Genomic DNA, 15,270 nt, shown 5'->3' on the forward strand with positions numbered 1-15,270 from the left:
TTGTAGCTTTATCGGTTTCGATTTCAGCTAAAATATCTCCTTCACTAATTTTATCTCCTACTTTTTTCAACCAAGTTGCCACAGTTCCTGTAGTCATGGTATCACTTAAGCGTGGCATTGTTATAACTTTAACTCCTTTAGGCAATTCAGCTGATTTTGATTCTGATTCAGCAACTGATTTTTCTTCAGCTTTTGGCTCTTCTTTTTTATCATTTGAAGAACCACCTGCAATAAGTGCAGCAATATCTTCACCTTCTTTACCAATAATTGCTAATAGAGAATCAACTGTTGCTGTTTCTCCTTCTTGAATTCCAATATGCAATAGAGTTCCTTCGTTGAATGATTCGAATTCCATTGTAGCTTTATCGGTTTCGATTTCAGCTAAAATATCTCCTTCACTAATTTTATCCCCAACTTTTTTTAACCAAGTTGCTACAGTTCCTTCTGTCATTGTATCGCTTAAGCGAGGCATTGTTACTACTGTTGCCATGTTTTATAATTTATGAGGTATAAATGGATAATTTTCTTGTTCGTACACTACATCATACAATTGACTAACTTCTGGAAAATCTGATTCCTCAGCAAATGTTACACATTCTTCAACCATGTCTTTAACCCTTTGGTCAATAACTTCAATTTCAGAGTCTGTAGCGTAATCATTCTCTTTTATGATATCCAACACTTGTGTAATTGGATCAATTTTTTTGTATTCTTCTACTTCGTCTTTTGTTCTATATAATTGCGCATCAGACATTGAGTGACCTCTATATCTGTATGTTTTCATTTCTAAGAAAGTTGGTCCGTCACCACGTCTTGCTCTGTCCATTGCTTCTTCCATTGCTTCAGCAACTTTTACAGGATTCATTCCGTCAACAGGTCCGCAAGGCATCTCATATCCTAAACCAAGTTTCCAAATATCTGTATGATTTGCTGTTCTTTCAACAGAAGTTCCCATTGCATATCCATTATTTTCACAAATAAACACAACTGGTAATTTCCATAGCATAGCCATATTAAAAGCTTCATGCAAAGAACCTTGACGAGCAGCACCATCACCAAAATAGGTTAAGGTAACTCCACCTGTTTCAAAATATTTGTCAGCAAAAGCCATACCTGCACCAACTGGAATTTGAGCTCCTACAATTCCATGTCCTCCATAAAAACCATGTTCTTTAGAGAAAATGTGCATAGAACCACCCATTCCTTTTGAAGTACCTGTTACTTTTCCTAATAACTCAGCCATTACTCTTTTTGGATCAACACCCATTCCGATAGGCTGAACGTGATTACGATAAGCTGTAATCATTTTATCTTTTCCACCTAATTCCATTACATGCAATGCTCCAGCTAAAACAGCTTCTTGACCATTATATAAATGCAAAAATCCTCTAACTTTTTGTTGAATATAAAGTGCAGCTAATTTGTCTTCGAATTTTCTCCACAATAGCATATCTTCGTACCACTTTAGGTACACTTCTTTTGTAATTGGCTTCATTGTTTGATGTTATTTGATGAAATTTACTTCATATTTAGCAAAAATACTATTTCCTAGCTTATTGAAAAAATTAAACTTCATGATTTTTAAGTTTTTTACTGACAATTTGATAAAAATAGTTAACGAAATCGTTATAGATGATTTTTATCGAACATAAATGGCAACAAGTTCTTTAAAGAATCTGATTTATAGATCTCTCCTTTTGCACCCATAAAATAAATTTCGATAGCAGTTTCTTGTTTAAATTCATATTCTGCAATTGATTGCCTACATGCTCCACAAGGTGGAATAGGCGTCTCAGAATCTCTATCATTTGGAGAAGCAGTGATACAAAGCTTTAAAACTTTAGCATTTGGAAATTGTGAACCTGCATAAAAAATAGCCACACGTTCAGCACATAGTCCTGATGGATAAGCCGCATTTTCTTGATTAGTTCCAGTTATAGTTTCTCCGTTATCTAAATTTAAAGCAGCACCAACAGAAAAGTTTGAATAAGGTGCATAAGCTGTTTTTCTAGCTTCAATTGCTTTTTGCATCAACTTTTTTGTTTCTGCATCTAATTCATCAATTGAATCATATACTTTAAAAGATGCATTAATATTTAATTCTCTCATGTTTATTTCTTTAATAGGGGAAAAAAAATCCAAACTCTAAAAATTAGAATTTGGATCTTGTTGCTTTTATTTAATATTGATTAATATTCATCATATTCATCACCAAAGTTAAACGTTAAAGAAAAACGTAATGTGTTTTCTAATGGGTTTTTCACTTTTGATGCAGAGAATAAATAAGATAAATCAACTTTTACTATTTGATACTTGAAGCCTGCTCCAAGTGTTAAGTATTTTCTTGCTCCTTTTTCTACACTTTCATTGAAGTATCCTAAACGCAATGCAAAAGAATCCTGATAACTGTATTCTGCACCTAAAGCCCAAGTAAATTCTTTTAACTCTTCTGACAATCCATCTGGTGCATCACCAAAAGATTTAAAAATTCCTGAAACCCAGCCAATTTTTTGATAATCACTATATAATTGCGAAGAATCTTCACTATCGATAACTCCATCACCATTTACATCTGTAATTTCTGGTGGAGTTGGCACCAATAACTTTGTAACCTCTCCAGTTAAAGCTACTTTATTGTATTCATCAAATATAAAATCAAAACCTGCACCAAGTCTTAAGTTTGAAGGAATAAAGTTCGTATTTGTTACATCATTATCATATTTAATCTTTGGCCCTAAATTTTGCAAATTAAAACCTGCTCTCCAACGACCATTAAAATCTGTATAAGCTTCTTCTTCTGACTGATAATAGGCTGCAACATCAAACGCAAATGTTGAAGCGGCAGAAGCATCTGTAGTTCCATCAGGAATTTTTAGGTTTGAACGTATAAATCTACCTCCAATAGCCATAGCAAATCTTTCACTTAATTTTAAGGAATATGATCCATCCAATGCTAACTCATTAGGAGAAACAGTTCTTGGTGTATCATCAAAAGATTGCCTTAACTCAATATCACCTAATCCAAAATATCTTAAACTTGTAGCAAACGCACTACGCTCATTCATTCGATAATAATAAGTTAGCTGTCCCAACGATATATCATTAGCGATATCTGTTAAATAAGGCGTATAACTTACTGAACCGCCCATCTCAGATGTTACGAAAGCATATTTTGCTGGATTATACTGTTGAGAGAAAGCATCAGGTGAAGTAGCAACTCCCATATCAGCCATACCTGCAGAACGCGCATCAGCAGCAATTAATAAAAACGGAACTCCTGTAGTTATTACTCTATCTTGAGCTTGGGTTTTAAAAGTTGTGATTATTAATATTATTAAAGCAATTTTTTTCATTGTATTCTTCTTATTTAATTGACAAATATACTATTTTATTAAAGTATTACAAGTTTCTCATGTTTTTCTGATTTTTTCCCATCAATAGTCGAAACTACTGTTAGTTTGTATACATAAACACCTTTTCCAATTTTATCCCCAAAATCATCTCTTCCATCCCACTTTATTTCTCTTGATAAAAAACCTTCTGTCAAAACAGATTGATTAATTGTTTTAACTACTTTTCCTGTTATTGTAAAAATCTGAACTTGAACATCTAACATTTCAAAAGGACGATTATGGTTGAACCAAAACTCAGTATAACTTACAAAAGGATTTGGATAATTTAAAACATTACTTAGTGTGATGTCATCATTTCCTACTACTATAAATTGTATTTCGGAAGTAATTAAATTATTATAAACATCCCACGCTTTAAATGTAATAGTATGCAATCCAGGCTCTAAATCCCTGAAAGGAAAACGCACATTCCCTTTTTGATAATTATCTAGCTCCGTTTCATAATAATCGTTTAACACATAAGGATTAAGTTCATCACCATCTAAAATAGCAACAATATCATGCCCAATTCCGCTTGCTGTGTTAATACCATGTTCATCTTCTAGAAATGCTAAAAATATTGGAGAATCATTTGTTATTCCTCCATAAACAAAAGACTCATCATTCATATATAACCTAACAGTTGGTGGAGTTGTGTCTTCTGGTGCATTGAGGTTAATTCCACCTATTTTTATAGAAAAATCGTGACCTGTTTGATCTTGAAGCGATGGAATAGCCGATTTTGCATAAAAACTAACTTTTCCTGTTCCTTCGGCAATTTTAATATCTTTTGGCACTACAAAACCAAATTCAAATTTTCCATTTACTACAGATGCATTACCTCTAAAAATAGTTTCTCCTAATGTAGTAAAGCTCATTGTAATTAGATTTCCTGAAGAATCTGTAACTCCATCATTACCCAGAGTTTGCCTTTGTATGTTTTTATCAAAAATTTGAACCGCTAAATCACCATTATAACTTGACAATAAATTATCATTTGTATTTCTAACTTCTCCGGTAAGCGTAACATAACTTAAAGCATTTAAAACATCTGTTGGTTGACTTACATCTACACCATTTATTTTTGTTAAAACTACTTTTGGTTTTGGAATTGCTAATTTAATAGCTGGATCACCTATATTAAAAACAACCCTTCTATTATCACTATTATTCATATTTTTAGCCTTTCTCAGAGCTTCACCTATAGAAACTTGTTGATTATTAGCATCCGGATATAAAAAAAAGTTAAAATTAACATTCATTGTTGAGGCAACTGGGACAAATATCAGTCTAGTAGTTGTGACTAAATTTATCGCTCCACCTTCTGGATTCCAAAAAGTAAACTCTCCTCCAGTTTGTAAGTAAGGATTATCAAAACGACTAAAATCACATGTCATTGTAATAAACAACGGTAAATTGTTGAAATTATTCAAGCTTAAAGCTTCACTTATTTCATAAATTCTTTCTTGAGCAAAACCATACTCACCTCCATGCCCATAATAATTAACAACTAAAGCACCTAGTTCAATTGCATCTACAAAATCTTGTTTAGCTTTCGGATATCTATTTCCACCTGCCGAAACCTCTTGTACATAGGCATCTGTATGAATTTTTTTTGCGTTTATAAATGGATAATTATTGTTTAAATTATCAATCATTCCATTTAAACCAAATTGTAACGAAGAATCAGATTCAGAATCAGCATCATCAGTCAAAACCACATAACTATTTCTCCACCTTCCATATGACTTCTCATCATAATAATGAATTACTTTATTCACAACATCATCAGCTTCTTGAGGAGTACTTGCAACCATTCTTCCTACTGCAATATCTATACCTTCACTACCATTGGGTAGCATTTGCCCTTCATTGTCGTCCATTAATCCAAAAAAATCATCCGACATAAACGTAGTTAAAATGGAATAATTGGAAGTGTTGTTTGTCATATTTGCCAACGGATTCAATCCATGAAAAACAGGAACTATGTTTGTGTTGTTTGGGATTCTATTTTTATAATCAAATGAAGCATCACCAAATAAATTAACATATTTTATTCTATTTTGTGTAGTTGAAGCATTATTATAGATATACTTTACAAAATTTCTAATAGCTGCAACATCTTGCTTGACTGATGAAAATTCTTGATAAATACTCTCAAGCGTAACGGTTCTTACTTTTAAACCACTATTGTTTCGGTGAAAATTTGCTAATTTTTCTGCTTGACCATACAAAAAACTAGGAGTTACTATTATATAATCTACATCTTCAAGAGTTCCTTGAGAAGAATTGAAAATTGTTCCTTTTAAATTTTGATTTATGACTTTAGAATTAGATTCTTTTAATGGATTAAAGTAGTCATTAACATCAACAGCGATATATTTTTTTGATTGACCTAAATTAACTTTATAGGAAAAAGTAGCTTGATTATTACTGTATTTTTTAGCATTATAAATATCAGAAACATCCCAAACTTGGGAAATAGAAGAAGCGTTTGAAATTGTATATTGCCCTACACCTATATTGCTTTCTTCCTCTAAATTTCGAAAAACGAATTGATTTCCATAACCTGTTAAATTTCTTTTAGCCTCTAAAATAATATAATCCAAATAACCTCTTGAAGCAGGAACACCTCCATTACTGTAAGTTAATTTGACTGTAATATTTGGACTTGAAGCGGAAAATGTCGTTTCCAGAAAATTTTCAACTGCAGAAACAAAATCAACATTACTTAACGAAAGAAAATTCACATTCCCAATCGTTTGTTGATTTACCTGAACTTGAAAATTGGAGTTTCCGAAAGAAGCTGAAGCTAAATTAGCATAAAACTTAACTGGAGATGACGTTACTATATTCGGAATATTAAATTCAAACGTTTTTTCATTATCAATACCAAATTGATCTCCAAGCCATTTTCTACCAATTTTACCTGGATTAAATAAATCCTTTTCATAAAATTTATAATCATCAAAAACAGTGAAATTTAGTGAAGGAGTTCCTGTTGGCTGAATACTTTCTTGAATTCGTTTTCCCGTACCTAAAGAAGAAGTAACATAATAATATGATTTGTCTGCAAACAAATTCAAATGAGTTCTATTTTCTGCACTCCAAGTATCTGTTCCTTCAGCATAAAATAAGATGTAATCTTGACTAGAAAAATTCCCATCTTCTTCTCCAATAATCTGTATAGCATTTTCTTCTAAATCCATTGGATATGAAATACTATTTAACAATGGCACCATACGCCCGCCATTTCCATAAATTCTTATGTTTCTTGGATCTACATTGGTATTAAAACCTAAACTTTCTAAAAAACCTTTGCTAATTTTATAAACACCCGATTTTTCGACATAAAAACGATACCAATCACCAGTTGCTAAAACAGAATTTTCGATGTTTTGAGTAAAAGTGCTATTTATACTATTCCTTTGACTATTTACAATTTCATATTCAAAAGAAATAACTCTTTTAATTATTCCATTCTCAATATAAATTGGGTTAAAAGAATAAGAAATATAAAAATCTTCTCTAGCTTTTGAAAAAGCAGTTTGAAAATTAATTTTTGGCTCTAATTTATTCTTTTCTAAGTCATATAAATCCTTTTCGCTTATAACTTCTGTTTTAAAATCAATAAGCCTAATAGTATTTGTGGATGAAGAAATAAAATTACTTTTAAAAAATAATTTTTTATTAACTAAATCAACATCATAGAATTTTTCTTGAAAACTTGGAAAAACATATTGCTTTTCTAGTATAGAATAGTTAGAAAGCTTCCAATCAATTTTAATTGCTTCTTTATTTTGAGCAAAAATTGTAATGGAAAACAAGAATAGAACTAAAACAGCAAAAATTTTCTTTTTCATCAATAGCAAAACGAAAAACTTAATATTATATTACAAAGAGAGAATATTTTTTTCTACTAAACAATAAAAAAACAATAAAAATATTTTTCTGACGTTATAGACTTGTATGCAAAAATGAACCGATTAAAAAAAAAATAAAAAAATGTTGCGATTTAATGGTTAATTATTATCTTGCGAACCAAAATTTATTACCTACTTAAAGTATGAAAAGTATCAAATTCAAGGCCTTACCTGTATTATTAGCTGTTGCAGCAACAGTAAGTTTTACAAGTTGTAGCAAAAAAGGTAGTTCAAAAGGAGCTTCCTCAGCTACTGGATGGAAGATTAACGACAAAAAAGGTGGATTTCAGTATAATGCGAAATACAAAAAAGCAGAAACTCCCCCAGGAATGGTCCCAGTTGAAGGTGGAACATTTACTATGGGTAAAGTTCAAGATGATGTAATGCATGACTGGAATAATTCTCCTAATCAACAACACGTACAATCATTCTTTATGGATGAAACTGAAGTTACAAACTTCATGTACACCGAATATCTATTCTGGGTTAAGAAAGTTTTTCCTCCAACAGAAGAAAGTTACAAAAACATATATGACGGTGTTGTTCCAGACACATTAGTATGGAGAAATCGTTTAGGTTATAATGAAACAATGACTCTTAATTATTTAAGACATCCTGCTTATGCTAATTACCCAGTAGTTGGTGTTAATTGGATTCAAGCAGTTGAATTTAGCAAATGGAGAACGGATCGTGTAAACGAAAACATTCTTGAAAGAGAAGGTTTCTTAAAGAAAGATGCAAAAATTACTGATGTAGCAGCTGAAGCTAACTTTAGTACTGAAACATATCTTGCTGCTCCTACACAAACTTATGGCGGAAGTGAAGAAATCGTTTTACAAAAAGGTGCTAGAGGTTCAAGCGGAAGAAGTGGACAAAATGCAGATGAAACTGCCACAAATGTTTACGCTCAAAGAAGTTCTGGTTTAATTTTGCCAGAATATCGTTTACCAACTGAAGCAGAATGGGAATATGCTGCTCTTGCATTAGTAGGAAACAGAGAATATAATTTATACAAAGGACAAAAGAAATATCCTTGGAATGGTCAATACACTCGTTCTGGAAAAAGAAAGAAAAGAGGAGATCAATTAGCTAACTTTAAACAAGGTAAAGGTGATTACGGTGGAATTGCTGGATGGTCAGATGATGGTGCAGATATTACTCAATACGTAAAAGCTTATGCTCCAAATGATTTTGGATTATATGATATGGCTGGTAATGTAGCTGAATGGGTTGCCGATGTTTACAGACCAATTGTAGATGATGAAGCAAATGATTTTAATTACTATAGAGGTAACGTTTATTTAAAAAATAAAATTGGAGAAGACGGAACAGTTGAATTAGTAACAACTGAAACAATTGCTTATGACACATTAAGTAATGGTAAAATTGTTGCCCGTAACTTCCCAGGTCAAATTGCTCAAGTACCAGTTGATGAAAACGAAACTTATTTAAGAACTCAATTCTCTACTTCTGATAACAGAAACTATAGAGATGGTGATAGACAATCAACTCGTTACTTTGATTTCGGTAATACCGAAGAAGAGTCAGAAGCTGAAAAAGACAAACACAGAATGTATGACTCTCCTGAGCACTCAGTTTCTAGAGATAGTTTAGGTGATTTATTAAAACAATATGACAAATCAAGTAAAAGAACAACTTTAGTAGATGATAACGTTAGAGTTTACAAAGGTGGTTCTTGGAGAGATAGAGCGTATTGGTTAGATCCAGCTTCAAGAAGATATTTTCCACAAGATATGTCAACTGATTATATTGGATTTAGATGTGCAATGTCAAAAGTTGGACCAAAATCAAACAAAAAGACTGCAAGAAATTAATTTTTCACATACTTTATAAAAAAAAGCCCTTTTCAGAAAGGGCTTTTTTTATATCTTTACTTTATGGAAATCGCCAATAACTACTAGTTTGTTTTAACAAATTCCAATAAAACAAGCGATACCATATTACCCATAAAAAAAACAATGGATAACTTATATATGGAAATAAAAACTATTTATTCTAAATTTTTAGAATGCTCATCTGTTTCAACAGATACAAGAAAAATTGATAACAATTCGTTATTTGTTGCCCTAAAAGGAGAAAACTTTGACGCTAATACTTTTGCTAAAGAAGCTTTGAATAAAGGTGCTAAATATGTTATTATAGACAATAAGGATTTCTATATCGATACTAGAACAATAGTAGTTAACGATAGCTTAAAAACACTTCAAGAATTAGCAAATTTTCATAGAAAAGAATTAAAATTACATGTTATTGGCCTGACTGGAAGTAATGGAAAAACCACAACAAAAGAACTAATAAACGTAGTTTTATCTAAAAAATTCAAAACTGTAGCAACCATTGGCAATCTAAACAATCACATTGGCGTTCCTTTAACTTTATTAAGATTAACAAATGAAACTGAAATTAGCATAATAGAAATGGGTGCAAATCATCAAAAAGAAATTGAGTTCTTATGCTCAATAGCTGAACCTGATTTTGGTTATATTACTAATTTTGGCAAAGCTCACTTAGAGGGTTTTGGCGGGATTGAAGGTGTAATAAAGGGCAAAAGCGAAATGTTCACTTATTTAAATGAGAACAAAAAAACTGTTTTTGTAAATCTAGATGATAGTATTCAAAATGAAAAAAGCAGAGATTTAACTAGGTTTACTTTCTCTCAAACAAATCCAAAAGCAGATGTTTTGATAACTTCTGTTAGAGCAAATCCAATGGTAAAGATTAACTATAATGATATTTCAATTCATTCGCATTTGATTGGAATTTATAATGCCAACAATATCAATGCTGCCATAACAATTGGAAAGTATTTTAAAGTTGACGATTCCGAAATAAAAGAAGCTATTGAAAGTTACATACCTGAAAACAATCGTTCACAAATGATTCAAAAAAATGGTAATGAAATTATTATGGATGCTTACAATGCGAATCCAAGCAGTATGAATGCTGCTTTAGTCAACTTTTTTCAACTAGATAAAAATCCTAAAATTGCAATTCTAGGGGACATGTTTGAATTAGGGGATGACAGTTTTGAAGAACATCAAAAAATCGTAGAATTAGTCTCTAATCATTCTCAAGTTGAAGTCTACTTTATTGGGAAACACTTTTATAAAACAAAGAATAGCTTTAAACATATCCAATTTTTTGAAGATTTTGAGTCATTTTCAAACATATTGAAAACAAAAGAATTAAAAAATAGCATATTATTAATAAAAGGCTCAAGAGGCATGGCTTTGGAAAGAATTTTAGAACTAGTTTAATACTAAATTAAAATAAAAAGCAACCTAATTGGGTTGCTTTTTATTTATTCATGTTAGTTGCTACTGAAAAAAGCAAACTATATATCTTTTTATTATATAAAAAAACTCCAACATTTCTGTTGAAGTTTATGTGGGCGATGAGGGGTTCGAACCCCCGACCCCCTCGGTGTAAACGAGGTGCTCTGAACCAGCTGAGCTAATCGCCCTATTTTAATTCACTATACTTGTACCGTATTGCGAGTGCAAATATACACTACTTTTTTAATGTTCCAAACATTTTTTGAAAAAAATTAAATTATTTCTGCTACAACAAATGTACTGCCACCAACATATATAAAGTCATCTACATTAGCTTCTAAACTTGCCAAAATATAAGCTTCTGAAACAGAATCACATACTACTCCTCTTAATCCATAATTTAGTGCGGCTTCCTCTAATATCGATGCATCCAAACCTCTTGAAATATTGGGTTTGCAAAAGTAAAAAAAAGCTTCTTTTGGAAATAAAGGCAAAATAGAATCTAAATCTTTGTCATTAACAACTCCTAAAACTATATATAATTGGTTAAATTTTTGTTTTTGGATTTGTTTCATTACTATTTCCAAACCATGTGAATTGTGAGCTGTATCACAAATTATTGTAGGGCTATTTCCTAATTGTTGCCATCTTCCTAATAAACCAGTATTTTTTACAACATTTAGCAAGCCGTTTTTTACTGATTGCTCTGAAATAGTAAAGTGATTTTTTAATAATTCTATCGTTTGTAAAACTGTTTTCTTATTCTGTATTTGATAATCCCCTAATAAATCACAAGGTAAATCTTTGTTTTCATTATCTTGTGCAAAATATAATACTGCATTGTTATTATAAGCAATATCTCTAAAAATACTTTTTGTTTCTGGAAGGTATTCCCCAATGACAACAGGAATGCTTTGTTTAATTATACCCGCTTTTTCTGCAGCAATTAACTCTAATGTGTTTCCTAAGAATTGTGTATGATCAAAACCAATATTTGTAATAACTGAAACTAAAGGTGTAATAATGTTTGTAGAATCTAATCTTCCACCCATTCCAACTTCTATGATTGCAACATCAATCTTTTCATCGGCAAAATATTGAAAAGCCAAACCAACTGTCATTTCGAAAAAACTTAACTCATGTTGTTCGAAAAATGATTTATTCTCTTTTACGAATTGAACAACATAATCTTCGGTAATTTCTTTTCCGTTGATTTTTATTCTTTCTCTAAAATCTTTCAGATGTGGTGATGTATATAATCCGACTTTATAACCTGCTTCTTGAAGAATTGAAGCTAACATGGAAGAAGTTGATCCTTTTCCGTTTGTTCCAGCTACATGAATGGATTTGAACCTGTTTTCTGGATTATTAAGGTGATTTACTAATGCGATTGTATTAGATAAATCTTTTTTATAAGCTAAAGCACCTTGTTGTTGAAACATTGGCAATTGATTGAAGAGCCACTCGGTTGTTTCTTGATAATTCATTTAAAAAAAATTATTCTCCTACACTAAAGTTGATTTCCACAAAACCAATTTGGCTATCTGGAGCATCTGCAGCTTGATTCCATTTAAAGGTTTTTGCTGTCGCAATGGCTGGTTGAATTAAACATTGACTTGTAGAATTAGAACCTTTTGCAGAATATTGAGCATCAATTACTCTTCCTTGTTTGTTTACTGTAACTTGGATTATAATTCTACCCGCTTCGTCACATTTTTGTATGATTTTGTCGTTACCTGCTAAGCTTCTTCCTTTTAAACCCCATTTTGTTCCGTTTCCACTTCCTGTTCCTGAGCCATTTCCTGTTCCATAATATGAGTTACCATACATTTTACCGGTTAGCTGCCCTTTATTACCATCAGAATCACCGTCGCCTTCTCCAGATGAAGGAGTTTTTCCTTTACCTTTTATCATGTTAGAAGCTGCACTGTTAACAGTTTGTTTGACTTCTTCTTTAACTTCTTTGGTAGGAGTTGTTTTTGTTGGAGTTGTCTTAGTTGGTGTTTTAACGGGTTTTACTTTTTCCTTTTTTGGAGCTAAAACTGGAGAATCGTCATCTTGAGTAGCTAAATCTTCTTGAGCTTCTACTGGCTGACTTACGGGTTGTGCTGCAGCAGCTTGAGTTTCTGCTGGCTCTACGTCTCCTCTACCGTTGTCGCTTGTACCGAAATTTACTGCGATTCCGTTTTCTGGTGGTGGGTCCATGTACGTTAATCCGAAAAATACGCATATCAAAGCTATGATTACAAAGATTGCCGATGTAATTGCAAATGATTTTTTTTCTTCTGGTGTTTCTAAAACATTCATTTTTTAGTATGATTTAGAGCAAATATTAATTTGCACAAATTATTTTATTTTCCGCAATTTTTCAATACTAACGAAAAACCTTAGCCCAGATAGGAACGACATCCTTTTTTGTTTCGTTTTTTCAAACGAAACAAAAAAGATATAGTGGATAGCTGGAAATAGCTTCTTAAAAATTAGCTTCTGAAATAAATTCAGAGTAAACTATTTTGGATCTACTGCTAAAACTATTTTTATTTGATTTCTATTAGCAATATCCATTACATATACTGCTTTTTCAATCGGCACTCCTTGTTCTGCACGAAGAATTATTGCCCTACCTTTATCATCTACACCCGGTAGAATGGTTAAAAGTTGAGCCTCTAACTGTATTTCATCAATTGGATCTTTATCCACAAAGAATTGTAAATCTTTAGTAATATTAACTGTAATGTTTTTGTTACTATCGGTTTTTCCTTTTGCTTTTGGCAAGACTAAATCTAATGCGTTAGTGGTTACCATTGTAGATGTTATCATGAAAAATATCAACAACAAGAACACAATATCTGTCATGGACGACATATTGAATTCTGTGGAGACTTTATTTCTTGTTTTACCTAACTTCATTATACTGGTTCGTTTAATAAGTCAAGGAAATCTACGGCATTTGCTTCCATTTGATTTACCACCTTATTGGTTTTTACTACCAAGTGATTATATCCAATGTAGGCAATAATACCTACAATAAGTCCAACTACTGTTGTTGTCATTGCTGTGTAAATTCCTTCGGCTAATGCTCCGACTTCAATTTGTCCACCACCACTTGCCATTTTATGAAAGGCAAGTATCATACCAACAACTGTCCCTAAGAATCCAATCATTGGTCCAGCTCCAGAAATAGTTGCAAGCATTGAAGTGTTTTTTTCTAATTTGTATAATTCTAGAGTCCCTGCGTTTTCAATGGCAGTATTTATATCTTCTAGAGGTTTTCCAATTCTTGAAATTCCTTTTTCGATTAGTCTTGCAACTGGAGAGTCTGTTTGAGCGCAAATCATTTTAGCGTTATCGATTTTTCCTGAAGAAATATTCATTTTAATATTATTCATAAAGCTTGAATCAATTTTACTTGCTTTATTGATTGCCATAATCCTTTCAAAATATAAGAATAAAGCAAAAAACAATAGTATAAATAAAACTATCATTATAGAAATACCACCGATTCCGCCACTTGTTAACAGTGACCAAATTGAAAGTGTTTGTTCTACTGGTTGATCATCTGTTAATACTTGACTAGCAACTGCTAAACTGTCGACTTGAAGAAATATACTCATAGAATTGTTAATATGTATTAAAACGTAAATGTACTATAAAAATTGTATCAGGCTGCATTTAATAAAAAGTCTCTTAATAAAACAAAAACAGCAAAACCTGATAAAAATCCGATTAAAGCTAACCATCCTATTTTTTTAAGATACCACATGAAATTTATTTTCTCCATACCCATTGCAACTACACCTGCCGCTGAACCGATAATTAACATACTTCCACCTGTTCCTGCTGAATATGCAATAAAGTGCCAAGCTGGCTCGTCTAAAGGAATTGAAAACATTCCGATACTTGCTGCAACTAAAGGTACATTATCAATAACTGCAGAACCTATACCAAGCAATAAAACTACTAAATCTGAAATATGTGTTGAAGCATGTTCTGTTCCTAACATAGGTACTGAACTTTCTAAAACTCCAGCAAATTCAAATAACATACCTAAAGATTCTAAAGCAGCAACTGCCATTAAAATCCCTAAAAAGAATAATATGCTAGGCATTTCAATTTTTGATAATGAATGATGAATTGGACTGTGACTTGCTGGCAAAGCACCACCACCTGCTGATGCTTCTGCCATAGAGAACTTTGAACCACTAAAATATTCAGCAAATATTGAAACTATTGCTAAGGACAACATCATTCCCATATAAGGTGGCAAATGAGTTACCGTTTTAAAAATTGGTACAAATAATATTCCGGCTAATCCAAGGTAAAACATTATTGCACCATGTTTTGATGTAGACTTTTCATCTTTTAAATCTTCCGTAGCAATTTCACCTTTGAAAATTGATAATCTTGAAGCAATAAATGTTGGAACTGCATAACAAGCTAATGAAGGCAAAAGCACATGTTCTATTAAACTCGATGCCGTTACTTTATTTGCGATCCATAACATTGTTGTAGTAACATCACCAATTGGAGACCATGCACCACCTGCGTTTGCTGCAATAACAATTAAACCTGCATACCACAAGCGTACTTCTTTTTCTTTTACTATTTTTTGTAGAATAGTAATCAATACAATTGTAGCTGTTAAGTTATCAATGATTG

The 15,270-nt window shown here is 31.9% G+C and carries 12 protein-coding genes and 1 tRNA gene; 2 read left to right on the forward strand and 11 right to left on the reverse strand.

The features are described from left to right. The 5 genes from AACZ53_RS09225 to porU form a co-directional block, all read right to left on the reverse strand. Window positions 1-490 (reverse strand): biotin/lipoyl-containing protein (locus AACZ53_RS09225; protein WP_339837426.1); only part of this gene is annotated, 490 nt, incomplete at its 3' end. Window positions 491-493: 3 nt separating this feature from the next. After that, window positions 494-1,495 (reverse strand): pyruvate dehydrogenase (acetyl-transferring) E1 component subunit alpha, encoded by a 1,002-nt coding sequence (gene pdhA, locus AACZ53_RS09230; RefSeq protein WP_339837429.1) that lies wholly within the window; start codon window positions 1,493-1,495, stop codon window positions 494-496. Window positions 1,496-1,626: 131 nt separating this feature from the next. Then, window positions 1,627-2,109, reverse strand: a complete 483-nt coding sequence (gene cdd / locus AACZ53_RS09235) for a cytidine deaminase (protein ID WP_339837431.1) — start codon at window positions 2,107-2,109, stop codon at window positions 1,627-1,629. Between the two features lie 80 nt (window positions 2,110-2,189). Continuing rightward, window positions 2,190-3,353 (reverse strand): type IX secretion system outer membrane channel protein PorV, encoded by a 1,164-nt coding sequence (porV, locus tag AACZ53_RS09240; RefSeq protein ID WP_339837433.1) that lies wholly within the window; start codon window positions 3,351-3,353, stop codon window positions 2,190-2,192. Between the two features lie 38 nt (window positions 3,354-3,391). Beyond that, on the reverse strand, window positions 3,392-7,255 hold the full coding sequence (gene porU, locus AACZ53_RS09245; RefSeq protein WP_339837435.1) for a type IX secretion system sortase PorU: 3,864 nt from the start codon (window positions 7,253-7,255) through the stop codon (window positions 3,392-3,394). A 203-nt stretch (window positions 7,256-7,458) separates the two neighbouring features. Between porU and gldJ the strand changes: the two genes are divergently transcribed. Together gldJ and murF are read left to right on the forward strand one after the other, a co-directional pair. After that, a complete protein-coding gene (gene gldJ, locus AACZ53_RS09250) occupies window positions 7,459-9,150 on the forward strand; it encodes a gliding motility lipoprotein GldJ (RefSeq protein WP_339837437.1) in 1,692 nt (563 codons plus the stop codon). Between the two features lie 159 nt (window positions 9,151-9,309). After that, entirely contained in the window at window positions 9,310-10,593 is a 1,284-nt protein-coding gene (gene murF, locus AACZ53_RS09255; protein ID WP_339837453.1) for a UDP-N-acetylmuramoyl-tripeptide--D-alanyl-D-alanine ligase, read from the forward strand. A 131-nt stretch (window positions 10,594-10,724) separates the two neighbouring features. Here murF and AACZ53_RS09260 read toward each other — a convergent pair. From AACZ53_RS09260 to nhaD, 6 genes are all read right to left on the reverse strand, one after another. After that, window positions 10,725-10,799 (reverse strand) — tRNA-Val (locus tag AACZ53_RS09260). 84 nt (window positions 10,800-10,883) lie between these two features. Continuing rightward, window positions 10,884-12,098 (reverse strand): folylpolyglutamate synthase/dihydrofolate synthase family protein, encoded by a 1,215-nt coding sequence (locus tag AACZ53_RS09265; RefSeq protein ID WP_339837440.1) that lies wholly within the window; start codon window positions 12,096-12,098, stop codon window positions 10,884-10,886. A gap of 10 nt (window positions 12,099-12,108) precedes the next feature. Next, the gene (locus AACZ53_RS09270) at window positions 12,109-12,918 is read right to left on the reverse strand and encodes an energy transducer TonB (protein ID WP_339837442.1); all 810 of its coding nucleotides are present in this window, start codon (window positions 12,916-12,918) and stop codon (window positions 12,109-12,111) included. A 201-nt stretch (window positions 12,919-13,119) separates the two neighbouring features. Next, window positions 13,120-13,521 (reverse strand): biopolymer transporter ExbD, encoded by a 402-nt coding sequence (locus tag AACZ53_RS09275; protein WP_339837445.1) that lies wholly within the window; start codon window positions 13,519-13,521, stop codon window positions 13,120-13,122. Continuing rightward, window positions 13,521-14,225 (reverse strand): MotA/TolQ/ExbB proton channel family protein, encoded by a 705-nt coding sequence (locus AACZ53_RS09280; protein WP_339837448.1) that lies wholly within the window; start codon window positions 14,223-14,225, stop codon window positions 13,521-13,523. The genes AACZ53_RS09275 and AACZ53_RS09280 overlap by 1 nt, the downstream gene beginning before the upstream one ends. 47 nt (window positions 14,226-14,272) lie before the next feature. Then, window positions 14,273-15,270, reverse strand: a 998-nt coding sequence (nhaD, locus tag AACZ53_RS09285) for a sodium:proton antiporter NhaD (protein ID WP_339837451.1), incomplete at its 5' end; no start/stop codon positions are given.

The sequence above is a fragment of the uncultured Flavobacterium sp. genome (assembly GCF_963975005.1).
Taxonomy (GTDB): Bacteria; Bacteroidota; Bacteroidia; order Flavobacteriales; family Flavobacteriaceae; genus Flavobacterium.

Bases quoted from the DNA above. Each gene is read 5' to 3' on its own strand.
- cdd (WP_339837431.1), bottom strand. From the start codon at position 2,109: ATGAGAGAATTAAATATTAATGCATCTTTTAAAGTATATGATTCAATT.
- pdhA (WP_339837429.1), bottom strand. From the start codon at position 1,495: ATGAAGCCAATTACAAAAGAAGTGTACCTAAAGTGGTACGAAGATATG.
- porU (WP_339837435.1), bottom strand. From the start codon at position 7,255: ATGAAAAAGAAAATTTTTGCTGTTTTAGTTCTATTCTTGTTTTCCATT.
- porV (WP_339837433.1), bottom strand. From the start codon at position 3,353: ATGAAAAAAATTGCTTTAATAATATTAATAATCACAACTTTTAAAACC.
- AACZ53_RS09275 (WP_339837445.1), bottom strand. From the start codon at position 13,521: ATGAAGTTAGGTAAAACAAGAAATAAAGTCTCCACAGAATTCAATATG.
- murF (WP_339837453.1), top strand. From the start codon at position 9,310: ATGGAAATAAAAACTATTTATTCTAAATTTTTAGAATGCTCATCTGTT.
- AACZ53_RS09280 (WP_339837448.1), bottom strand. From the start codon at position 14,225: ATGAGTATATTTCTTCAAGTCGACAGTTTAGCAGTTGCTAGTCAAGTA.
- AACZ53_RS09270 (WP_339837442.1), bottom strand. From the start codon at position 12,918: ATGAATGTTTTAGAAACACCAGAAGAAAAAAAATCATTTGCAATTACA.
- AACZ53_RS09265 (WP_339837440.1), bottom strand. From the start codon at position 12,098: ATGAATTATCAAGAAACAACCGAGTGGCTCTTCAATCAATTGCCAATG.
- gldJ (WP_339837437.1), top strand. From the start codon at position 7,459: ATGAAAAGTATCAAATTCAAGGCCTTACCTGTATTATTAGCTGTTGCA.